Source organism: Oerskovia enterophila (assembly GCF_044748475.1).
GTDB lineage: Bacteria > Actinomycetota > Actinomycetes > Actinomycetales > Cellulomonadaceae > Oerskovia > Oerskovia enterophila.
Genome location: NZ_JBIVFZ010000005.1, coordinates 86,032 through 108,926, shown reverse-complemented (window position 1 = coordinate 108,926; position 22,895 = coordinate 86,032). Strand labels below are relative to the sequence as shown.

Genomic DNA, 22,895 nt, shown 5'->3' with positions numbered 1-22,895 from the left:
GACAGGGGCGATCAGTCGATCAGGCAGCCACCACGTTGACCGCGATGTTCGCCGAGACCTCGGCGTGCAGGCGGATGGTGACCGTGTACGAACCGGTCGACTTGATCGGCTGGCCGATCTCGATCTTGCGCTTGTCGACGGACGGGCCGCCGACGGCCTTGACGGCCTCGGCGATGTCACCGGTGGTGACAGCGCCGAACAGACGGCCGCCCTGGCCCGCCTTGGCCTTCACGACGACAGGCTTCGACTGCAGCGAGTCGCGCGTCGCCTTGGCCTCGTCGAGCGTCGCGATCTCGCGAGCCTTGCGTGCCTTGCGGATCGCAGAGATCTGCGACTCGGCACCCTTGGACCACCCGGTCGCCAGACCACGGGGCACGAGGAAGTTACGGGCGTACCCGTCCTTGACCTCGACCACGTCGCCGGGCTCGCCCAGGCCGGTGACCTCGTGGGTCAGAATGAGCTTTGCCATGTTCTATCCCCTCTCGATCAGCGTGCGGACGACGAGTACGGCAGGAGTGCCATCTCGCGGGCGTTCTTGACGGCACGTGCGATCTGGCGCTGCTCCTGGACGGAGACGCCGGTCACGCGACGGGCACGGATCTTCCCGCGGTCGGAGATGAACTTCCGCAGCAGGGTCGTGTCCTTGTAGTCGACCGACTCGATCTTCGCCGACTTCAGGGGGTTGGACTTCTTCTTGGGCTTGCGCACCACTGGCTTCGCCATGGTGTTGCTCCTTCACAAGGTGCTATCCCCGGCCGGGGCGAGTGCCGTCGTCGGGCACCTGCCCTGCCGGGAAGGGTTTGTCTGGGGTGAGCGGTGACTAGAAGGGGGGCTCGTCCGAGAACGAGGCACCACCCGACGACGCGGGGCCAGCCGTGGCCCACGGGTCGTCGTTGCTCTGCTGGCCACCGCCGGAAGCGCTGAATCCGCCGCCGCCGCTCGAAGCGCCGCCGCCGCCGAAACCGCCGCCACCACCGAAGTTGCCGCCACCCGAGCGCTGGGCCCGGGTGACCTTCGCGGAGGCGTACTTCAGGGAAGGACCGATCTCCTCCACCTGCAGCTCGACGACCGTGCGCTTCTCCCCCTCGCGGGTCTCGTACGAACGCTGGACCAGACGGCCCTGAACGATGACGCGCATGCCCTTGGTCAAGGACTCGGCGACGTTCTCCGCGGCCTCGCGCCAGATCGAGCAGCGCATGAACAGCGTGTCGCCGTCCTTCCACTCGTTGCTCTGGCGGTCGAAGGTGCGCGGCGTGGACGCCACGGTGAAGTTGGCGACGGCAGCCCCCGCAGGGGTGAAGCGAAGCTCCGGGTCCCCGGTCAGGTTCCCGACCACCGTGATGACGGTTTCACCAGCCATGCCAGCTCCTCATTGTTCGTTACGTATCGAAGACTCTTCGAAGGGGATGACCCCCGTCCGCGGACATCCCACCACGTGCCACTGACGCTGTCCTGGGGACGCGCAGCGCACCGGAGGTGCCACGAGGGAAGTCAGAAGTGCGGGGTGATCAGCGAGCGTCGGTGCGCAGGACCTTCGTGCGCAGGACGACCTCGTTGAGGCCGAGCTGACGGTCCAGCTCCTTGGCCGTGTCCGACGTCGCGGTGAAGTCGACGACGGCGTAGATGCCCTCGGACTTCTTGTTGATCTCGAAGGACAGGCGGCGACGGCCCCAGATGTCCACCTTGTCGACAGTGCCACCGTCGGTCTTGATGACCGTCAGGTACTTGTCGAGCGACGGAGCAACGGTGCGCTCCTCGATCTCGGGGTCGAGGATGATCATCAATTCGTACTGACGCATGCGGTTAACCCACCTCCTGCGGACTCAGCGGTCACGGTATCTCCGTGACAGGAGGGTTGTGCGTCGCTGTGAGGTCACCGTGCTGATGGCAGCACAGATCGAGACACAGCAAGTTCCCAAGGTACCCGGTCGGGACCGGGCTCGGGAAATCTGTGGGGGTGACGTCGGTCGCTACCCGCCGTTGTTGCCGTTGCCGTTGCCGTTCCCGTTGCCGCTGCCGCTGCCCGGGTTCCCGCCACCTTCCGGTGGCGTGGTCGGCGGCGGGGTGCTGGGTTCGGGTTCAGGGTCGGGCTTGGGCTTGGGGTCCGGTCCCTTGGACAGGACGACCGTGACGGTCTTGCCCGTCTCGACCTGCTGGCCGGATCCGCCGACCCTGAGCACCACGCCGGGGGCGACGTCGGCCGAGTACTCCTCGGTGAACGAGACCTTGAGCCCCAGGCCCTCGAGCACGGCCTTGGCATCCGCCTTGGACCTCCCGGTGAGGTCGGTCGGGACCGTCACGGTGGTCGGCGCGACCGGCTCCTCCGGCTCGACCGGCTCCTCGATCGCGGGCTCCGTGGGCTCCTCGGTCGGCGTCGGGGACGGCTTGACCTTCTTCATCGTGTACTCGGGGAAGTCCTGGACCTCGGCGTACTGAGGCAGCGCGAGGACGCCCTCCATGTAGGACGTCCAGGCGTCGACCGGCCAGGTTCCACCCGTGATCGACTTCCTGTACTCACCGAACGGAGAGATCTGCTCCTGGACCTTGGTCTCCTTGTTGTCCTGGTAGAGCCCGACGATGGTCGCCAGCTGCGGGACGTACCCCGCGAACCAGGCGGACTTGTTGTCGTTCGACGTACCGGTCTTGCCGGCGACAGGACGGTCCAACGCCCTGGCCTTCGCGCCCGAACCGTCCTTCGCCTCGACGACCTGCGTCATGGCGTAGGTCGCCGCCGCCATGACGTCCGCGTCGAAGACGCGCACGTTGCGACCCGGCACGTCGTAGGTCTCCGCGCCGGAGCCGAGCCGCTTGACCGACTGGACCACGTGCGGCGTGGACTCGAACCCTTGTGCTGCGAACGTCGCGTACGCGTGCGCGACGTCGATCGGGTGGACCGACGCGGTACCCAGCACGTTCGACGGGACGGCCTTGAGGTCCATGGTGTCCGCGGGGATCCCGGCCTTGACTGCCGCGTCGACAGTCGCCTGCGGGCCGACCTCCATGTTGAGCGCCGCGTACACCGAGTTGACGGAGTGTGCCGTCGCCGTTGCCAGGTCGACCTTGCCGTAGTCGTAGTAGCCGAAGTTCTTGACGCCCTGCCCCTCCTCGTAGAAGCCCGGCACCTCGACGTCGTTGTTCCCGTCGAACGTCTCCGAGAGATCGATGCCCTGCTCGAGGGCGGCGACGAGCGTGAACGGCTTGAACGTCGAGCCGGCCTGCGCGACGCCGCGGGTCGCGGAGTTGAACGGCTGCTCGACGAAGTCCTTGCCGCCGTAGATGGCCTTGACCGCGCCGTCGGCGGGATCGATCGAGACGATGGACGGCTCGAGCCACTGGGAGGCACCACGGTCGCCCTCCCGCGGGATGCTCTCGGCGGTCGCGACGGCGAGGTCCTGCATCGACTTGTCGATCGTGGTGACGATCGTGAAGCCCTTGGTGTCGAGCACGCCGTCGCCGTAGTCCCCGGCCTCGAGCTCACGCCTCACCAGGTCCAGGAGGTAGCCGGCCTGCCCACCCTTGGAGTTGGTCGCGACCTTCTCCTTGATGTCGGCCGGGAAGACCGCCTCGGCCTTCTCCGCCGCCGTGATGTGCCCGTCCTTGGCCATCCGGTTGATCACACGCTGCCACTTCTCCTGCGTGATGTCGGGGTTGTTGGCCGGGTCGTAGACCGTCGGGTTGGGGATGATCGCGGTGATCATCGCCGCCTGCGAGATCGTGAGGTCCTTGGCCGAGACACCGAAGTACGCCTGCGCGGCGGCCTCGATCCCGTGCGCCCCGCGGCCGAAGTAGATCGTGTTGAGGTAGTTCCCGAGGATCTCCTCCTTGGGCTGCTCCTGCGTGAGCCGCAGCGCGAGCATCGCCTCCCGGAACTTCCCCACGTAGTCGGAGACCGTCGCGCCGGCGTAGTAGCGCTCCGCGTACTGCTGGGTGATGGTCGAGGCGCCCTGGGTGCTCCCGCCCTTGAGGTTGTTCACCATCGCGCGAGCGATGCCCTTGAGGTCGATCCCCGAGTTCGTCCAGAACGAGCTGTCCTCGGACGCGACCACGGAGTTGCCGACGTAGTCCGGGAGCGTGGCGTAGTCGACGATGACACGGTTCTCCTCCTGGAAGGTCCCGATCTCCGTGACGCCGTCGGCGTAGTACACCGTGGTCTTCTGGTTCTGCACCGCATAGGCGGGGTCCTTGGGGACCGAGGTCGTCGCGTAGGCGGCGATGACGATGCCGGCAACGAGCGCGGTCCCTGTGAGGAAGGTCCCGAGCAGCACGCGCCAGGACGGCAGCCAGCGACGGAAGCTCTTGACGTGGGAACGGGGGTAGTTGAAGAAGCGGCGCTTGCGCGCCGAGGTGCCCGTGCGCGCCGTGCTGCCCGCACGCGCCGTGCCCTTCGTCTGCCTCGCGGAGCTCGCCACGGTTCACCTTCCTCTGGGGGTCTGTACCGGTCAGGACCTGTTCCGCGCCGCCGCCCGGGAGAGGGCGCGCCAGGCGCAGAGCATGCATCAGACCACCCTGAACAATAGGGCGTCCTCCCGTGAGGACAAGGCCCTCCGGGGCCTGGTCCGCCATTGTTTCGCCACAGCCACGCCGCAGGTCCCCCAGTCCTTCACATCTGCTCGAGGGCGTGACATATTGCGCGGTACCGCGAATACACCTAACCTGTCGATGTATCGACTCGATACATCGAGTAGTCGAACCACGCCAGATCCGCCCTCCGCGGTGACAGCCGGACCGAGGAGGAGGTGTCATGGCACGCAGCCGTTCCGACGTGCTGGAGACCGCGATCCTCGGCCTCCTGAACGAGTCCCCGCTCCACGGGTACGAGCTCCGCAAGCGGCTCAACCTGCTGCTCGGGTCGTTCCGGGCGTTCTCCTACGGTTCGCTCTATCCGGCGCTCAAGGCGATGGTCACGCACGGCTACATCGTCGGCACCGAGTCCCCCACCACCCCTCCCCACGCGTTGTCGGGCAAGCGGGCACGCATCGTGTACCAGCTGACCGCCGAGGGCAAGGAACGTCTTCAGACGGTCCTCGCGACCTCGGGACCGGCGGCCTGGGAGGACGAGAGCTTCGACGTCCGGTTCGCGTTCTTCGCGCAGACCGACGCCGAGACCCGGCTCCGCATCCTCGAGGGTCGGCGCAGCCGGCTCACCGAGAGGTTGGAGTCGGTCAAGGAGTCCGCCGCGCGCACACGTGAGCGGCTGGACGAATACACCCTCGAGCTGCAGCGTCACGGCCTGGAACAGGTCGAGCGTGAGGTTCGGTGGCTCGACGGACTGATCACGACCGAGCGCGACCGTCGTCGCACCCGGCCGTCGAGCGGCCCTGAGAACCGTCACGGGCAAGACAACCACTAACTACGAAGCCGTCGGCGCGCAGCGCCCCCGGCACTGACAGCAAGGAGCGAGGATGTCCTCCATCCGCGTCGCCATCGTTGGCGTCGGAAACTGCGCATCTTCCCTGGTCCAGGGCGTGCACTACTACCGCGATGCTGACCCGAGCAGCACCGTGCCCGGACTGATGCACGTGCAGTTCGGTGACTACCACGTGTCCGACCTGGAGTTCGTCGCCGCTTTCGACGTCGACGCCAAGAAGGTCGGCTTCGACCTCTCGGAGGCCATCCACGCCTCGGAGAACAACACCATCAAGATCGCCGACGTCCCGCCGCTGGGCGTGCCCGTCCAGCGCGGTGTCACGAACGACGGTCTCGGCAAGTACTACCGCGAGACCATCGAGGAGTCGGACGCCGAGCCGGTCGACATCGTCGCCGCGCTCAAGGAGTCGGGCGCCGACGTGCTCGTCTGCTACCTGCCCGTCGGTTCGGAGATCGCCGCGAAGTACTACGCGCAGTGCGCGATCGACGCGGGTGTCGCGTTCGTCAACGCCCTGCCGGTCTTCATCGCGTCGGACCCCGAGTGGGCTGCGAAGTTCGAGGCCGCGGGCGTCCCGATCGTGGGCGACGACATCAAGTCGCAGGTCGGCGCGACCATCACGCACCGCGTGCTCGCGAAGCTCTTCGAGGACCGCGGCGTGGTCCTGGACCGCACGTACCAGCTGAACGTCGGTGGAAACATGGACTTCAAGAACATGCTGGAGCGCACGCGCCTCGAGTCCAAGAAGATCTCGAAGACGCAGGCCGTGACGTCGAACCTCGAGGGTCCCCTCGGTGGCAAGACCGAGGACCGCAACGTCCACATCGGCCCGTCGGACTACGTCGCGTGGCTCGACGACCGCAAGTGGGCGTACGTCCGCCTCGAGGGTCGCGCGTTCGGCGAGGTGCCCCTGAACCTGGAGTACAAGCTCGAGGTCTGGGACTCCCCCAACTCGGCCGGCATCATCATCGACGCCGTCCGCGCTGCGAAGATCGCCAAGGACCGTGGCGTCGGTGGCCCGATCCTCTCGGCGTCGACGTACTTCATGAAGTCCCCGCCGGTCCAGATGGAGGACACGAAGGGCCGTGCGGCTCTGGAGGCCTTCATCTCCGGCGAGAACGAGCGCTGATCCGTAGCGAGCTTGCGAGTGCAGGACCAGCGCGACCAGAAGTACCTGCGCTGATCCGTAGCGAGCCCGCGAGCGCAGGACCAGCGCGACCAGAAGTACCTGCGCTGATCCGTAGCGAGCCCGCGAGCGCAGGACCAGCGCGACCAGGAGTACCTGCGCTGATCCGTAGCACCCGCCGAGTTGTCAGAACCAGCCCGGGCGATACCCCGTCCTGCTTCTGACGACCGAGCGAAGAGGGTCCGGAACCTGAGGGTTCCGGACCCTCTTCGCATGCCCGACGGCGGAGCGCACCACCCCGTTCGGCCCCGGCAACCCGCCGGCTGAGTTGTCAGAACCAGCCCGGGCTATACCCCGCCCTGCTTCTGACACCCCCCGAGCCTCGGGGGGAGGCCCGCCGTCGGGCCGTCCCGGGGCGAGGTCCGCTCCCACCACCGCATACCCTGAACCGGTGGGTGTGATCTCGGAACTCGGCGTCCTGCTTCGGCTGCGCGACTTCAGGAAGCTCTTCGCCGTCCGGCTGGTCAGCCAGGCGGGCGACGGCATGTTCCAGGTCGGGTTGGCGTCGCTCCTCTTCTTCTCCCCGGAGTCCCAGGGCACGGCGGCGTCGATCGCCGCGGCGTTCGCGGTGATGCTGGCCCCGTTCACGATCGTGGGGCCGTTCGCGGGGGTCTTCCTGGACCGGTGGAGCCGGCGCCAGGTGCTGGTGTGGGGCAACGCGGTGCGCGTGGTCCTGACGGCGGCCACGGCGGTCCTCATGCTGACGTCGGGCGTGACGCCGTGGATCTACGTCCTCGCGCTCGCGACGCTCTCGGTCAACCGGTTCCTGCTCGCGGGCCTGTCGGCGGGCCTGCCGCGGGTGGTCGACGGCCCGCTGTTGCTCACGGCGAACTCCCTGACCCCGTCCCTCGGTGCCGCGGCGGCCTTCGTCGGCGGGGGCATCGGTTTCCTGCTGAGCCTGTTGTTCGAGCCGGGTCGTGTGAAGGACTCGGTCGCGCTGATGTGCGCGGCGCTCGTGTTCGGGGCGGCGTCGGCGCTCGCGCTGCGCATGTCGCGCGGGCTGCTGGGGCCGGACGAGCCGGCGGAGGCCGCGATCACGACCGAGATCGCGAAGGTCGCGCGCGGCCTCGCGGACGGCGCGCGCTATCTCGCAGCGCGGCGCACGCCGGGTCAGGCCCTCATGGTCATGGCGACGCACCGCTTCCTGTACGGGGTCACGTTCATCGCGTCGATCCTCATCTCGCGCAACCTGCTGTCGGACCCGGGCAACGCGAACGCGGGGCTCGCGACGTTCGCGACGGTCGTCGGGCTCACGGGGGTGGGTGGCGCGCTCGCCGTCGTGCTGACCCCGACCCTGTCCCGCTACACGGGGCCGCACCTGTGGATCGCGCTCATGCTGGGCCTGGCCTCGGCGAGCCAGCTCCTGCTCGTCACGACGCCGTCGCGCACGGTCGTGTACGCGGGGGCGCTGCTGCTGGGGCTCGCTGCGCAGGCGACCAAGATCGCGGTGGACACGATCGTCCAGCGTGACACCGCGGACGCCTTCCGGGGCCGGGCCTTCGCGTTCTACGACGTCCTGTACAACGCGGCGTTCGTGGGGGCGGCAGCCCTGGCCGCGTTCACGCTCCCGGACACGGGCTACTCGCGTCCGGTCTTCGTGGTCCTCGCGCTCGCGTACGCGGCAGCGGCGGTGGTCTTCGGCCGGTTCGGAGCACGCCGCCCGGCGGAGCCCGACGGCGCCGCGCACCTCCCGCGCGCGGCCGTCGGCGAGTAGCGCGTGGGGTGAGGTCGCTCACCCCGGATCCCTGCCCGCGCGGACGCGTGCCGTGAGACCGGCGCGTTGCCGGGCCTCGCGACCCGGTCGGCGTCGTCGTCGGAGGACGACCGATGAGTCCTGCCCGGAAAAGGAGTCGTCAGGGTCGCGGGGAATAACTCAGGATGGTTGAGCGTCGTTTCTCGTAGGGCGTACGACTTCTCGACCCGACGCTCCCCACCTCCCTCGCTGGGCTCCCCCGGGCCGCGCGGGCGCGCACCGACCCCACAGGAGAGCCATGCAGGTACCTCAGAGCACCGCCCCGTCCTTACCCACCTCCGACAAGCTCTCGCGCGAGAACTTCCTCGTGATCGCGCTGCTGCTCGTCTCGGCGTCGGTCGTCATCCTCAACGAGACGACCATGGGCGTCGCCTTGCCGCACCTCATGGCGGAGATGCACATCTCCGCGACCACGGGCCAGTGGCTCACGACGGCCTTCATGCTCACCATGGCGATCGTCATCCCCGCGACCGGCTTCCTGCTGCAGCGCCTGGGGACCCGCGGCGCGTTCCTGCTCGCCATGTCGCTGTTCAGCACGGGCACGGCCCTCGCGGCGTTCGCACCCGGCTTCGGCTGGCTGCTCGGCGCGCGCGTGGTGCAGGCCTCGGGCACCGCGATCATGATGCCGCTGCTCATGACGACCATCATGACGCTCGTCCCCCCGACGGCCCGTGGCCGGATCATGGGCAACGTCGCGATCGTCATGGCGGCCGCTCCCGCCCTGGGCCCCACGCTGTCCGGGCTGATCCTCGACACCCTGAGCTGGCGCTGGATCTTCGGTCTGGTCCTGCCGGTCGCCCTCGTGGCGCTCGTCGTCGGCGCGAAGTACGTCAAGGACTCGGCCGACCGGACGCACACGCGCCTCGACCCGCTCTCGCTCGTCCTCGCGGCCCTCGCGTTCGGCGGTCTGGTCTACGGCCTGTCCAACCTGGGTGAGGCCGCGCGCGCCACACCGGTCGTCCCCGTGTGGATCCCGCTCGTCGTCGGGCCCGTGTTCCTGGTCCTGTTCGTCGCGCGTCAGCTCGTCCTCCAGCGCCGCGACGCGGCGCTGCTCGACCTGCGCGTCTTCTCCTCGCGCGGCTTCACGGTGTCGCTCGGGATCATGGCGGTCAGCATGATCGCGCTGTTCGGCTCGATCATCCTGCTGCCGCTGTACCTGCAGAACTCGCTGGGCATGGACCCCTTGTACACGGGGCTGCTCGTGCTGCCGGGTGGTCTGCTCATGGGTCTGCTGGGTCCGACGGTCGGGCGCCTGTACGACCGCGTCGGCCCGCGTCCCCTGGTCCTGCCGGGCCTGGTCGCGGTCACGGTGTCCCTCGCCGCGCTGGCGACCGTGGGCGCGAGCACGTCGCCCTGGTTCGTCCTGGGCGCGCACGTCGTGCTCAGCCTGGGCCTGGCGTTCGTGTTCACTCCGCTGTTCACGGGGGCGCTCTCGGCGCTCAAGCCGTCGCTGTACTCGCACGGCAGCGCGATGATCGGCACGGTCCAGCAGCTCGCGGGCGCGGCCGGCACGGCGCTGTTCGTCGCGGTCATGACGTCGCGCTCGGTCGCGCTGGCCGCTGAGGGCGCGAGCGAGCAGGTCGCCCTCGCGGAGGGCGTGAGCTCGGCGTTCGTCTGGGGCGCGGCGGTCACGCTGGTCGCGGTCGCGCTGACGTTCCTGCTGCGCAGGCCGGCTGCGGTCGAGACGTCCCCCGTCCTGCCCGACGCCGTCGCGCCCGCCACGCTCGACGCTCCCGTCCTCGAGAGCGTCGGGGAGGCGCCCGAGCGCCGCTGACGCGGCCGACCGGGGCGGAGCCGCGCACGAGCAGAAGGACGCACGAAGGGCGGGCACCGAGGTGCCCGCCCTTCGTCGTGCCCGGCCTTCGAGGTGGCCCGCGGTCGACCGGCCGACCGCGGGAGCCGACCAGCACCTCGACCCGCGTCAGCCCGCGGCCCGGCTCGCGCTCACTCCTCGCGCGCCGCCCACCAGGCCAGCAGCTCCTCGCGTGCGACGTCCTCGCCGAGCGGACCGCGGTCGAGCCGCAGCTCGAGCAGGAACTTGTAGGCCTGGCCCACCTCGGGGCCGGGAGCGATCCCCAGGGCCGACATGATCTGCTGCCCGTCGAGGTCGGGACGGATAGAGGCCAGCTCCTCCTCGCCCCGCAGCCGCTCGATGCGCTGTTCCAGGTCGGTGTACGCGTCCGAGAGGCGCTGCGCCTTGCGCTTGTTGCGCGTTGTCGAGTCGGCCCGGGTCAGGCGGTGGAGCCGCTCGAGCAGAGGGCCGGCGTCCGTGACGTACCGACGCACCGCGGAGTCGGTCCACTCGCCCTCGCCGTACCCGTGGAAGCGCAGGTGCAGCTCGACGAGCCGCGAGACGTCCTTGACCGTGTCCTTGTCGAAGCGCAGGGCCTTGAGCCGCTTGGCGGTGAGCTTGGCCCCCACGACCTCGTGGTGGTGGAAGCTGACCCCGCCCCCGGACTCGAAGCGCCGCGTGGCGGGCTTGCCGATGTCGTGCAGGAGCGACGCGAGCCGCAGGACGAGGTCCGGGGCCGGCACCGCGCCGTCGGGCCCCGTCTCCTGCGCGATCGCCTGCTCGAGCACCGTCAACGAGTGCTGGTAGACGTCCTTGTGCCGGTGGTGCTCGTCGATCTCGAGGCGCAGCGCCGGGAGCTCGGGCAGGACATGGTCCGCGAGCCCGGTCTCGACGAGCACCTCGAGCCCCTTGCGCGGCGCGTCCGACAGCAGCAGCTTTGTCAGCTCGTCGCGCACGCGCTCCGCGGAGACGATCTCGATGCGCGAGGCCATGTCGACGATCGCTGCGCTGGTCGCGGGCTCGACCTCGAACCCGAGCTGGGCGGCGAAGCGCGCTGCCCGCATCATGCGCAGCGGGTCGTCGTCGAACGAGCGCTCGGGGGCGATCGGGGTGCGCAGGACGCCCAGCGCCAGGTCCGCGAGGCCGTCGTGCGGATCGACGAACAGCATCTCCGGTACCCGCACGGCCATCGCGTTGACCGTGAAGTCCCGCCGGGACAGGTCGCCGACGAGCGTGTCCCCGAACGCGACGAGCGGCTTGCGCGACGCCGGGTCGTACTCGTCGGTGCGGTAGGTCGTCACCTCGACCACCAGGTCGCCGGTCCCCCGCGGGCTGCCCTTGGGCCCGAACCGCTTGGCGCCGATCGTGCCGAACTCCTTGCCGATGTCCCAGTGCGCGTCGCCCCAGGCCGCGAGGAGCGCCTGGGTCTGGTCCGGGTCCGCCGAGGTCGCGAAGTCGAGGTCGTTGCTCGCGCGGCCGAGGAACGCGTCACGGACCGGACCGCCCACGAGGGCGAGCTCGTGGCCCGCGGCGTGGAACAGCTCCCCGAGCTCGATCGCCGCGGGCGCCATCTCGGTCAGCACCGCCAGGGCGCGCCGGAGGAGCTCGAGCTGTTCGGGCGTGGTCGGCACCCCGCGAGAACCCTCCGCGGGCTGCGCGGAAGGTTCGGGGACGGGGGAGATCTGGGAAGGAGTCGGCACGACATCCAAGCGTGCCAGATCAGGCGCCGACTCCACACTCGGTAAAGTTGGGTCATGTCCACCCCAGCGCACTCTCCGGACCACCGCGGTGTCCCAGCACCGCCCGGTGGGCATGCGTTGCGGATCGACCCGGAGGCCGCGCGCGCCGCGACCCCGGCGCCCGCCCCGACCACCCCGCTCCCCGTCGTCGAGGAGATCTCCGCAGGTGGACTCGTCGTCGACACGTTCGACGGCCTGTACCGAGCCGCGGTCATCGCCCGCCGCAACCGTGGCGGACGGCTCGAGTGGTGCCTGCCCAAGGGGCACCTCGAGGGCGACGAGACGCCCGAGGAGGCCGCCGTCCGGGAGATCGCCGAGGAGACGGGGATCACGGGAGCGGTCCAGCTGCCGCTCGGGATCATCGACTACTGGTTCACGGGCGAGGACCGGCGCGTGCACAAGGTCGTCCACCACTTCCTGCTCAAGGCCACGGGTGGGTACCTCACCGTCGAGGGCGACCCCGACGGCGAGGCCGAGGACGTCGCCTGGATCCCGTTCGAGGACCTCCCCGAGCGGCTGTCCTACCCGAACGAGCGGCGCCTCGCGGCCGTCGCGCACGACGTCCTCCGAGGTCGGCGCACGACGGCCCGCTTCCGGGGTACCGTGACTCGCACCGTCGTCCGTACCAGCCGGCCGGCACCCGACGACCCCCGGAACCCGACCGACCACTCATGACCTTCCTCTCCCCCGTCGGCTCAGCCCGTGCATCGAGCCGTCGTCCCGCAGACTCCACCGCGCCCTCGGCCGTCGTGCAGGCTCCAGCGCGCCTCCGGCAGTCCTCGGGCGACCCGCGCACCGGTGCCAGGGCTGCCGGTCCTCGAACGCTGACCAGGAACCTCGTCGGCGGGCTCCTGACCGCGGCGCTCGCCCTCGTGCTCGTCGTCGTGCCCTCCAGCCCCGGCGGTGCACGTGAGGCGACGGCGTCGGCCGCGGTCGGGGTGAACGGGGTCGTCGCGGCCAACCCTGCGGTCGTCGACGAGCCGGGCGCCGTCTCGACCACGCTCGTCTCGATGACGCCCACCACGGTCGGCCCCGGGAGCACCGTCACGGTGGTCGCGCGGATCCACAACGGCACCGACGAGGCGCTCACGGCCCCACGGGCCACGCTCGGCGTGAACTGGCGCCCCCTCGGCACCCGGTCCGCCCTGGCCGCCTGGGCCGACGAACCCACCTCGAAGCGGTCCGCCGAGGCCATGGCGACCGAGACCCTCGATCCGATCGCACCGGGCCAGGACACGACCGTGACGTTCGACCTGGACACCGACGACTTCAACCTCGAACCGGGATCGGGGTGGGGACCCCGTCCCCTCTCGATCACCGTCATGGACGGCTCGCAACGGCTCGACGTGCTGCGCACCTTCCTCCTGTGGGAGGACTCCGAGGCGCCGTCACCCGTCGGGCTGAGCCTCCTCGCCCCCGTGACCGGCCCTGCGCTGGGTCTCACCACGGCCCCGGACGCCCAGGGGCAGGAACGGACGAGCGTCGACGTCGCGGCCGTGGACGGTGCGTTCGGTGCCGACCAGCGCCTGGGACACCTCCTCGCCGCGAGCGCAGGTCGCCCCGCGGTCGCCTGGGCCGTCGACCCGGCACTGGTCGCCGCGGCCCGCACCTCGACCGAGAGCTCGACCGCGGCGTGGGTGTCCGCGTTCGACGAGGCGTCCGTGGACAGGTCGATCTTCGCGCTCCGCCCCTACGACCCGGACCCCGCGGCCTACGCACAGGTCGGGGCCGCGCTCCCCGCGCCGACGATCCCCCTGCCAGGAGGCTCGACGACGGATCCCTCCTGGCGCACCGACCTCACCCTGCCTGGTGACGAGGTCCCGGGCCGGGCGACCGTGCGCACGAGCGTGCAAGCCGGATCGCCCCTCGTCGTGGTCAGGGGCGACGGCCTGACCCCCGTGGACTCCGTGAGCTACACCCCGACCGGCCTGGCCACGGTCGAGACCGACGCAGGCCCCGCGACCGCTCTGGTGTCCGACGCCGCGCTCACCGAGGCCTTCTCGGCGGGCACCCGGGCTTCGGGGGCAGGGTCGACGGCGGACGCCACGCAGCGCCTCCTCGCGGAGACCGCGGTGATCGCCTCGGAGCGCCCCGCGGACCCGCGCCACCTCCTGATCGCCCTCTCCCGAGGGTTCGACCCGGACCCTGCCGCCTTCGGCACCGTGCTCGACGCGCTCGACGCCGCTTCCTGGGTCACGCTCACCCCCGTCGACGACCTGCTGTCCGCACCCGTGCCGGACGTCGAGCGGAGCACGCTCCCCGAGATCGACGGAGGCGAGGGAGTCCTGCCGGCACCCGAGATGTCGTCGCTCCAGCGGACCCGGACCGAGGTCTCGACGTTCTCCACGATCGCCGCCGACCCGGCCGCGATCGTCCAGGAGGCCGAGCCCGCGCTCGTGGTGCCCACCGCAGTGGCGTACCGCAGCGCACCGGACGAACGGACGGCCGCGGTGCAGGCGGCGATCGCCGACGCGGACCGCCTCCGCTCGTCGGTCGCCGTGGTCCGCCGCGGGTCCGGGGTCCTGCTCATCAACACGTCGGGCAACATCCCGGTGCGGGTGCAGAACACGCTCGACCAGGAGGTCACGGTCCAGGTCGCGCTCCGACCCGACAACGCGCGCCTCAAGGTCGTCTCGTTCCCGGTCGGCCCCATCCCGCCGGGGACCGAGGTGGACTTCAAGGTCCCGGTCCGGGCGTACGGCAGCGGCAACGTCCGCGTCGAGGTCGAGCTCCTCGCCGTCCCGTCCGGGACGGTCGTCGCCCCGTCGTCCGACTTCTCGGTCAGGGTGCGCGCCGACTGGGAGACCGTCGGCACCGCGGTGTTCGCCGGGCTGGTCGCCCTGCTCATGATCGGCGGCCTGTGGCGGACGATCCGGCGCGGGCGGTCCCCGCGCCGTGTCGCGGAGCTGACCCCCGCGTCCGGTGTGCCGGCTGCTCAGGCCTCGGCGCCGTCGTCGGGCACCTCGGGAGGGAGCGAGGAGTGAAGCACGCCCGCCCGAGCGGCACCCCCCGCAGGCCACGCCCCGTGCCCGACGACGCGGCGCGCACCGCCGCCGGAGCGACGCCGTCCGCGCCCGACGGCACCCAGGACACCGAGGCAGGGACGACGACCGTGACCGGCACCAAGGGCGGCCTCGGCCGCAGCTCGATGCTCATGGCGTCCGGGACCGCGGTCTCGCGCATCCTGGGACTCGTCCGCAACGTCCTGCTCATCACCGCGATCGGGACCACGGGCCTGGCAGCCGACGCGTTCGACGTCGCGAACAAGATCCCCAACGTGCTCTTCGCGATCCTGGCGGGCGGTGTCCTCAATGCGGTCCTCGTCCCCCAGATCATCCGCGCGTTCCGCTCCAAGAACCCGCAGGAACGTCTCGACAAGCTGCTGACGCTGTCCGGGGTCCTGCTCCTGGGCCTGAGCCTGCTCCTGACGTCGGCGTCCACGATCATCGTGTCGCTGTACACCGACGGGTGGGGGTCCGCTCAGTTCTCGCTCGCGGTGGCGTTCGCGTTCTGGTGCATCCCCCAGCTGTTCTTCTACGGGCTGTACACGCTGCTCGGGCAGGTGCTCAACGCACGCGGACAGTTCGGGCCGTTCATGTGGGCCCCCGTGGTCAACAACGTCGTGTCGATCGTCGGCTTCGTCGCGTTCATCCTGATCTACGGCCCGTACGCGACCGGTGCGGTCGAGGACCTCGGCACGTGGGACGGGGCCAAGATCGCGCTCCTCGCCGGGACGGCGACGCTGGGGGTCGCGTCCCAGGCCCTCATCCTGATCCTGCCCCTGTGGCGCTCCGGCTTCCGCTGGCACTTCCGCCTGGGCCTGCACGGGATCGGCCTGCGCTCGGCGGGCCAGGTCGCGATCTGGACGTTCGGTGCCGTGATCCTCGAGCAGATCGGCGTCCTGTTCACGACGCAGTTCGCCTCGAGCGCCCCTGCCGCCGCGCTGCGGCAGACGTTCGGCGACTACGCCTCCGAACCGGCCGCGCTCGGGATGGTCACGGGCGTCGTGACGGGCGCGCCCGAGGCCTTCTCCGTCGCGGGCAACGCCGCCTACACCCAGGCGCTCATGATCTACCTGCTGCCCCACTCGCTCGTCACGGTGTCGATCGCCACCGCGCTGTTCACCGGCATGAGCGCCGCCGCGGGGGCCGGCGACTTCGCACGGGTGCGCCACGACCTGTCCCGCGGCGTGCGGACCGTGGGGGTGTTCACGGTCTTCGCGACCGCGGTCTTCGCGATCCTCGCACTGCCCCTCACCAAGCTCCTGCTCATCAACGTCTCCCCGAGCGGAGCCGTCGCCGTCAGCCAGATCCTGGTCGCCATGGCGTTCGGCCTGGTGCCGCTCGGCGGCATGGTCCTCATGAAGTGGGTGTACTTCGCCTACGAGGACGGCAAGACCGTCTTCATGATCCAGGTCCCCGCGACCGTCGCGCTCGTGGGGATCGCGTGGCTCGCGACGCGCACGCTCGACCCCGTGTGGTGGGTCGTCGGTGTCGGTGCCGCGATGTCGCTGTCCAACATGATCGTCGTGCTCCTGCGGACCGCCGGCCTGCGGCGCAAGCTGCACGGGCTGGACGCTTTCCGGATCGTCCGGATGCATGTCAAGACCATCCTCGCCGCGGGAGCCAGCGCTGCGGTCGGATGGGGTGTACTTCAGCTGTTCGGCGACCTGTACGGACTGTCGTGGCTCCGCGCCGCGGTCGTCACGACAGTTGTCGGGATCGTCATGACCGCCGTGTACATCGGCGGCCTCAAGGCCATGCGGGTCCGTGAGCTCGACCAGCTCGCCGACCCCCTGCTCCGCAAGCTCGGGCGACGACGTCCGGCCGCGAGATAGAAGGCGCCCGTACCATGTGGGGGGAAGATGTCAACGGCAAGGAAGTTCGAGGTGGGCAGGTGACCGCAGCAGGACCCGGCACGACGCTGGTAGGGCGATACCTGCTGGACGAACGACTGGCGAGCGACCTGGTCGACGTCACCGCCTGGTCCGCGCACGACTCGGTGCTCAACCGCACCGTGCGTGTCTCGCTCGTCACCGGGGAGCACGTCACCGAGGCGATCGACTCGGCCCGACGCGCCGCCCTCGTCGCCGACCCTCGCCTGACCCGTGTGCTCGACGTGGGGACCGACGACGGCATCGCCTACGTCATCACCGAGCCCTTCGCAGGCATCACGCTGTCAGAGGTCGTCGCGGGCGGGATCGTCGACGCCCAGCAGGCCCGAGTCATCGTCGGCGAGGCCGCTGCTGCCCTCGAGGTGGCACGTCGCCGCGGTGTCCACCACCTCGCGCTGCGCCCCGAGGCCGTCCGCGTCGACGGCAACAAGGTCCTCGTCACGGGCCTCGGTCTCGACGCCGGGATCAGCGGGCAGGACCAGCAGGACGCCGACGCCACCTCGCACCTCGACGCCGTCGGGCTCGTCGCGCTCCTCTACTACGCCATGACCGCGCGCTGGGCCGGGCCCAGCCTCGACGTGCCGTGGATCACCCCCGACTCCGTCCACCCGCTGCCGGCGCAGCGCGACGCCTCGGGCATCCTCCCTCTCTCGGCCGTGGTCCCCGGGGCGCCCGACGACCTGTCCGAGCTCTGCGCACAGGTCTTCGCCGACGCCGCGGCACGTTCAACCTCGCCGGGTGACGACCCCGCCTCCGACGACGACGGCTCGGCTCCCGCATCGCCCGCCCAGATCGTCTCGGCCCTCGAGCCCTGGGGCACACTGTCCGTGGTCGCCGCGCTCCCGACCTTCGTCCAACGCCCCGCCGCGCAGCCCACCAACGGAGTGAGCCGGCAGTCGATCCGCAGCGCGTTCGACGTCCCGCTCTCGACCCCGCCGGGTACCCCGCCGCCCGCGGTACCCTTCCATCGTCCGGCGACCGGACGGATCCACCGGGTCCCCCTGAGCGGCGCGTCGACGTTGCCCGACGGCGCGAGCTACCCGGCCCCCACCTATGCCGACTCTCCGGCTCCTGCGGCCTACGCCGCGGTCCCGGCCGGACCTCCCTCCGGTGGGTACCCGACGCAGCCGGCCCCTGCCGTACCGCACCCGGTCTCGGCGGCGCAGCCCACGGTCAGCGTGCCCCCGCCTCCGCCGCCTGCCGCACAGACTTCCGCCGCACAGACGGCGGCGGGTCCGCCGTCGGGCCCCTTCGCCACCACCCCTGCCAAGAAGACCGGGTCGAAGAGCACCTGGATCATCATGCCGATCGTGCTGCTCCTCGTGATCGTCGCGGTCGTGTGGGGCGTCAAGTTCGGCCTCAGCGGGTTCAGCGACACCTCGTCGCCCCAGGATGACAACGAGATCGAGCAGCCGAGCGGGTCCGACCCCTCGGAAGGCGGCACCGACGAGGAGCTGCCGGTCAACACCGATCCCCTCACGATCGCTAGCGGCGGGCTGCTCGACCCCGACGTCGCCGACCCCGGCGACGTCGGGGAGAAGCCCGAGGCCGTGCCCTTCGCGATCGACGGAGACCTGTCGACCTTCTGGTTCACGTACTCCTACAAGGACGGTGGCTTCGGCGGGCTCAAGTCCCGCACCGGCTACACCTTCTCGTTCAGGGAGCCGGAGACCGTCCAGCGGATCGTCCTGAGCACGAACAACACGGGTGGCCACGTCGAGGTCCGCGCCGTGACTCCCGCCGAACCCAACGGTGGAGAGATCCTGGCCTCAGGGACGTTCTCGGAGACCGTCGAGCTCGAGCTCGACCCCGCCACCCAGGGCACGACGTTCGTCCTGATGATCACCGAGCTGCCCCAAGCTCCTGACGGCGCGTTCCGCGTCGAGCTCAACGAGATCACGGCCTACTGAACGGCATCGACTGCCCTGCTGAGCTCCCTGCGTCGGCGTGAGGGAGCACAGCAGACCACCAACACCGGTGCCCTCGGAACAGAAGGACGACCCTTGGCGTTGGACCCGGTGCACCACCCACCACTGAGGAGTACACGTGACGGAGAACAGCCCCACGACCGCGCCGCGGAACGTCATCATCGTGGGTTCGGGCCCCGCCGGGTACACGGCTGCCGTGTACGCCGCGCGTGCGGGCCTCGAACCCCTGGTCCTGGCCGGTTCCATCACGGCCGGTGGCGCCCTGATGAACACGACCGAGGTCGAGAACTTCCCCGGGTTCCCCGACGGGATCATGGGTCCTGAGCTCATGGAGAACCTGCAGAAGCAGGCCGAGAAGTTCGGCGCGCAGGTCGAGTGGGACGACGCGATCGAGCTGCGGCTCGAGGGCCCGGTCAAGACCGTGGTCACGGGCAACGGCGAGACCTACACCGCTCGCGCCGTGATCCTCGCGACGGGCTCGGCGTACCGTGAGCTGGGCCTGGACGACGAGAAGCGGCTGTCCGGCCGTGGCGTGTCCTGGTGCGCGACGTGCGACGGCTTCTTCTTCCGCGACCAGCACATCGTGGTCGTCGGCGGCGGAGACTCCGCGGTCGAGGAAGCCACGTTCCTGACGCGCTTCGCGTCCAAGGTCACCATGGTCCACCGCCGCGACGAGCTCCGTGCGTCCAAGATCATGGCCGACCGCGCCAAGGCCGACCCCAAGATCGAGTTCGCCTGGAACAGCGAGATCGTCGCCATCCACGGCGAGAACAAGGTCGAGTCCCTGACGCTGCGCGACACGGTCACCGGCCAGGAGCGCTCGCTCGACGCGACCGGCCTGTTCGTCGCGATCGGGCACGACCCGCGCACCGAGCTCGTCAAGGACCAGATCGACCTGGACGACGAGGGCTACATCCAGGTCCAGGGCCGCACGACCCTGACCAACCTCGAGGGCGTGTTCGCGTGCGGCGACGCGGTCGACCACACCTACCGCCAGGCCATCACCGCGGCCGGCTCCGGCTGCTCCGCGGCACTCGACGCCCAGCGCTACCTCACCGAGCTCGCCGACGCCTTCGAGGACGCCGCAGGCCTCCCCGAGATCGCGGGCACCCCCGACGTCCCCAACCCCGACGAGCTGCCGCAGGCGCTGGAGGAGATCCGATGAGCAACACGGTCAAGGTCACCGACGACACGTTCAAGGCCGAGGTCCTCGAGTCGGACGTTCCCGTCATCGTGGACTTCTGGGCGACCTGGTGCGGTCCGTGCCTGCAGATCGCCCCGATCCTCGAGGAGCTCGCGGGCGAGTACGCGGGCAAGGTCAAGATCGCCAAGCTCGACTCGGACGAGAACCCCGCGATCACGGCAGCGTACGGCGTGGTCTCGATCCCGACGCTCAACTTCTACTCGGGCGGTGAGCTCGTGAAGTCGATCGTGGGCGGGCGCCCCAAGCGCATCCTCGTCGAGGAGATCGACGCGCTGCTCTCCTGACGTGACGTGCTCCGCGCCTGCGCGGAGCTCACCTCGAAGGGGTGGCCGGTCCTCGCGACCGACCACCCCTTCGTCGTCCCGCTGCTCCCTCGACATCGATGCTCCGCCCTGGCCGACGCGCTGACGCCGCGTCGTGCGGTCGTCGGCTGCCGACCGGGCCGACAGGCGACGGGCGACGACCGCCGGCCCGGTCGACCCGACGCGCAGGCACGACAGGACCCCTGACGGCGTCCGGGGAGCGGCCCCTTCACTGTTCCCCCCGATTCGTCGTGCGAGACTGGGGATCGTGAGCACGACACCGACGCACCCCGCTCAGCCCGCTCCCTCCGGGGGCACCCGCCTCGACCCGTGGTTCGGCGCCTACGCCGAGCGAGCCCACGGCATGCGAGCGTCGGAGATTCGCGCCCTGTTCGCGGTCGCGAATCGCCCCGAGGTCGTCTCGCTCGCCGGTGGGATGCCCTACCTCGAAGGCCTCCCCCTCGACACCATCGCCGACGCCATGCAGCGGCTCGTCGCGACGCGCGGCACCACCGCGCTCCAGTACGGCTCGGGGCAGGGTGCCGAGGAGCTCCGTGAGCGCATCATCGACATCGTCCGGCTCGAGGGCATCGACTGCCACCCCGACGACGTCGTGGTGACCACTGGTTCACAGCAGGCTCTCGACCTGGTGACGCGCATCTTCATCGACCCGGGCGACGTCGTCGTGGCCGAGGCCCCCAGCTATGTCGGCGCACTCGGCGTCTTCCGGTCCTACCAGGCGGACATCGTCCACGTCCCTCTCGACGAGCACGGGCTGATCCCCGAGGCGCTCGAGGAGACCTTGACCCGCCTCGCCGCCGAGGGGCGCCGCGTCAAGCTGCTCTACACGGTCCCCAACTTCCACAATCCGGCCGGCGTCACCATGTCGCTCGAGCGCCGTCCCCGCATCCTCGAGATCGCGCAGCGATTCGGCGTCCTCGTGATCGAGGACAACCCGTACGGGCTGCTGGGCTTCGACGGTGATCCCCTGCCGGCGCTGCGCTCGCTCGACGACGAGGGCGTGCTCTACCTCGGGTCGTTCTCCAAGACCTTCGCGCCGGGCTACCGGGTCGGCTGGGTCGTGGCCCCGCACGCGGTCCGCGAGAAGCTGGTCCTGGCGAGCGAGTCGGCCATCCTCTGCCCCTCGAACGCCTCGCAGCTCGCTATCGCGACCTACCTCGAGTCCTGTGACTGGCAGGGACAGATCAAGCAGTTCCGCGAGCTCTACCGCGAGCGTCGCGACGCCATGATCGGCGCCCTCTCCGAGCACCTGCCGTCGGCGACGTGGACCGTTCCCGACGGAGGCTTCTACACCTGGGTCAAGCTTCCCGACGGGCTCGATGCCCGTTCGATGCTGCCGCGGGCGGTCACGGCCCGGGTCGCCTACGTCCCCGGGACAGCGTTCTACGCCGACGGCTCCGGCGCGGACCACGTGCGGCTCTCCTACTGCTTCCCGACGCCGGAGCGCATCCGCGAGGGCGTCCGCCGGTTTGCCGGCGTCGTGTCCGCAGAGAGGGACCTCGTCGAGATCTTCGGAATGTCAGGCGCTCCGGACTCGGACCTGACCGACGTCGAGAACCCTGGCCCCAACCTCGCGTGAGCACCACCCCCGCGCACGAGAGCACCTTGCAGAACGTCGAGAGGACCAAGACCGTGGGTACTGCTGCGGAGAATGCCATTCTTGCGGAGGACGTCGTCGAGCCCGACGCTGCCTCGACGACGGGGAGCGTTGCCGCCTCATCCCGTCCCGAGGTGCAGCGCGTCGTCATCCTCGCCGGAGGGCTCTCGCACGAGCGCGACGTGTCGCTCCGGTCGGGTCGACGCGTCGCGGAGTCCCTGCGTGGAGCAGGGATGGACGTGACCGTGCTCGATGTCGACGCCTCGCTGCTCTCGGCGTTGGCTGCCGACCGGCCTGAGGTCGTGTGGCCGCTCCTGCACGGCGCGAGCGGCGAGGACGGGTCCGTCCGCGACGTGCTCGAGCTCCTAGGACTGGACTACGTCGGCACCGGCCCCAGGGCCTCTCGTGCGGCATGGAACAAGGCGATCGCCAAGAACGTCGTACTGGGAGCGGGGATCGATACTCCCGACTACGTGACCCTCCCCCAGAGCCTCTTCCGAGAGCTCGGCGCTCAGCCGGTCCTCGACGCGGTCGTCAGCCGGCTGGGACTGCCGCTCGTGGTCAAGCCGAACCAAGGAGGCTCGGCCCTGGGCGTCACCCTCGTGTCGCGTGCTGAGGATCTTCCGCGAGCCATGGTCGACTGCTTCTCCTATGGCGAGCTCGCACTCATCGAGAAGGCGGTCCAGGGTGTCGAGGTGGCCGTCAGCGTGGTGGACGGCCCCGATGGCCCGCATGCCCTTCCCGCTGTCGAGATCGTCACCGACGGCCCGTACGACTACGACGCCCGATACAACCCTGGGCGAACCAACTACTTCACGCCCGCCCGTCTCTCCGCACCTGTGGCCGCCCGCGTGGCCCAAGTGGCCGTCGACGCTCATATCGCTCTGGGGCTCCGCGGCCTCTCCCGGTCGGACCTGATCGTCGACCCCGACGGCGTGCCCCACTTCCTCGAGGTCAACGTCGCCCCGGGTATGACCGAGACCTCGCTCTTCCCGCAGGCTGCCCACGCTGCGGGGCTCGACCTTGGCGACCTCTATCGTCAGATCGTCGCACAGAGCGTCGGGGCACGAGTCACGGCGATCTGACATACATCCTCCAGACCGCACGAAGCCCC

Annotated in this window: 18 protein-coding genes; 12 read left to right on the top strand and 6 right to left on the bottom strand. The window is 70.2% G+C overall.

Translation table 11 applies throughout. The features are described from left to right. Positions 1-19 precede the first annotated feature (19 nt). The 5 genes from rplI to ACIPWA_RS16560 form a co-directional block, all read right to left on the bottom strand. Positions 20-469, bottom strand: coding sequence for a 50S ribosomal protein L9 (gene rplI, locus ACIPWA_RS16580; RefSeq protein ID WP_056654042.1), 450 nt, complete (start codon positions 467-469; stop codon positions 20-22). Positions 470-486: 17 nt separating this feature from the next. Continuing rightward, complete coding sequence (rpsR, locus tag ACIPWA_RS16575) at positions 487-723, bottom strand: 30S ribosomal protein S18 (RefSeq protein WP_030152654.1); 237 nt, start codon at positions 721-723, stop codon at positions 487-489. Positions 724-820: 97 nt separating this feature from the next. Further along, complete coding sequence (locus ACIPWA_RS16570) at positions 821-1,360, bottom strand: single-stranded DNA-binding protein (protein WP_056765068.1); 540 nt, start codon at positions 1,358-1,360, stop codon at positions 821-823. A 148-nt stretch (positions 1,361-1,508) separates the two neighbouring features. Next, positions 1,509-1,799 (bottom strand): 30S ribosomal protein S6, encoded by a 291-nt coding sequence (gene rpsF, locus ACIPWA_RS16565; protein ID WP_056654034.1) that lies wholly within the window; start codon positions 1,797-1,799, stop codon positions 1,509-1,511. Between the two features lie 171 nt (positions 1,800-1,970). Beyond that, entirely contained in the window at positions 1,971-4,409 is a 2,439-nt protein-coding gene (locus ACIPWA_RS16560; protein ID WP_400291685.1) for a transglycosylase domain-containing protein, read from the bottom strand. A 332-nt stretch (positions 4,410-4,741) separates the two neighbouring features. Here ACIPWA_RS16560 and ACIPWA_RS16555 point away from each other — a divergent pair, with 332 nt between their 5' ends. From ACIPWA_RS16555 to ACIPWA_RS16540, 4 genes are all read left to right on the top strand, one after another. Further along, on the top strand, positions 4,742-5,350 hold the full coding sequence (locus ACIPWA_RS16555; RefSeq protein ID WP_056654029.1) for a PadR family transcriptional regulator: 609 nt from the start codon (positions 4,742-4,744) through the stop codon (positions 5,348-5,350). A gap of 52 nt (positions 5,351-5,402) precedes the next feature. Next, entirely contained in the window at positions 5,403-6,494 is a 1,092-nt protein-coding gene (locus ACIPWA_RS16550) for an inositol-3-phosphate synthase (RefSeq protein WP_056654026.1), read from the top strand. 448 nt (positions 6,495-6,942) lie between these two features. Further along, positions 6,943-8,265, top strand: a complete 1,323-nt coding sequence (locus ACIPWA_RS16545) for an MFS transporter (RefSeq protein WP_056654024.1) — start codon at positions 6,943-6,945, stop codon at positions 8,263-8,265. Positions 8,266-8,542: 277 nt separating this feature from the next. Next, complete coding sequence (locus tag ACIPWA_RS16540; protein WP_400291684.1) at positions 8,543-10,078, top strand: MDR family MFS transporter; 1,536 nt, start codon at positions 8,543-8,545, stop codon at positions 10,076-10,078. A gap of 170 nt (positions 10,079-10,248) precedes the next feature. Here the strand turns inward: ACIPWA_RS16540 and ACIPWA_RS16535 are convergent, their stop codons facing one another. Further along, entirely contained in the window at positions 10,249-11,727 is a 1,479-nt protein-coding gene (locus tag ACIPWA_RS16535) for a CCA tRNA nucleotidyltransferase (RefSeq protein ID WP_400291683.1), read from the bottom strand. Between the two features lie 123 nt (positions 11,728-11,850). On the opposite strand from ACIPWA_RS16535, the gene ACIPWA_RS16530 reads away from it, so the two are divergent. From ACIPWA_RS16530 to ACIPWA_RS16495, 8 genes are all read left to right on the top strand, one after another. Beyond that, the gene (locus ACIPWA_RS16530; protein ID WP_400291682.1) at positions 11,851-12,510 is read left to right on the top strand and encodes an NUDIX hydrolase; all 660 of its coding nucleotides are present in this window, start codon (positions 11,851-11,853) and stop codon (positions 12,508-12,510) included. Beyond that, on the top strand, positions 12,507-14,819 hold the full coding sequence (locus ACIPWA_RS16525; protein ID WP_400291681.1) for a DUF6049 family protein: 2,313 nt from the start codon (positions 12,507-12,509) through the stop codon (positions 14,817-14,819). The genes ACIPWA_RS16530 and ACIPWA_RS16525 overlap by 4 nt, the downstream gene beginning before the upstream one ends. Beyond that, on the top strand, positions 14,816-16,672 hold the full coding sequence (gene murJ, locus ACIPWA_RS16520; protein WP_400291680.1) for a murein biosynthesis integral membrane protein MurJ: 1,857 nt from the start codon (positions 14,816-14,818) through the stop codon (positions 16,670-16,672). The genes ACIPWA_RS16525 and murJ overlap by 4 nt, the downstream gene beginning before the upstream one ends. Positions 16,673-16,731: 59 nt before the next feature. Next, positions 16,732-18,639, top strand: coding sequence for a protein kinase family protein (locus ACIPWA_RS16515; RefSeq protein ID WP_400291679.1), 1,908 nt, complete (start codon positions 16,732-16,734; stop codon positions 18,637-18,639). Between the two features lie 136 nt (positions 18,640-18,775). Next, positions 18,776-19,822 carry a thioredoxin-disulfide reductase gene (gene trxB, locus ACIPWA_RS16510; protein WP_400291678.1) on the top strand — a complete coding sequence of 349 codons (1,047 nt, stop codon included), beginning with the start codon at positions 18,776-18,778 and terminating at the stop codon, positions 19,820-19,822. Then, on the top strand, positions 19,819-20,145 hold the full coding sequence (gene trxA / locus ACIPWA_RS16505; protein WP_068625535.1) for a thioredoxin: 327 nt from the start codon (positions 19,819-19,821) through the stop codon (positions 20,143-20,145). Before trxB ends, trxA begins: the two co-directional genes overlap by 4 nt. A gap of 286 nt (positions 20,146-20,431) precedes the next feature. Then, positions 20,432-21,763 (top strand): aminotransferase-like domain-containing protein, encoded by a 1,332-nt coding sequence (locus ACIPWA_RS16500; RefSeq protein WP_400291677.1) that lies wholly within the window; start codon positions 20,432-20,434, stop codon positions 21,761-21,763. 152 nt (positions 21,764-21,915) lie between these two features. Then, positions 21,916-22,866, top strand: a complete 951-nt coding sequence (locus ACIPWA_RS16495; RefSeq protein ID WP_400291795.1) for a D-alanine--D-alanine ligase family protein — start codon at positions 21,916-21,918, stop codon at positions 22,864-22,866. Positions 22,867-22,895: the final 29 nt, after the last annotated feature.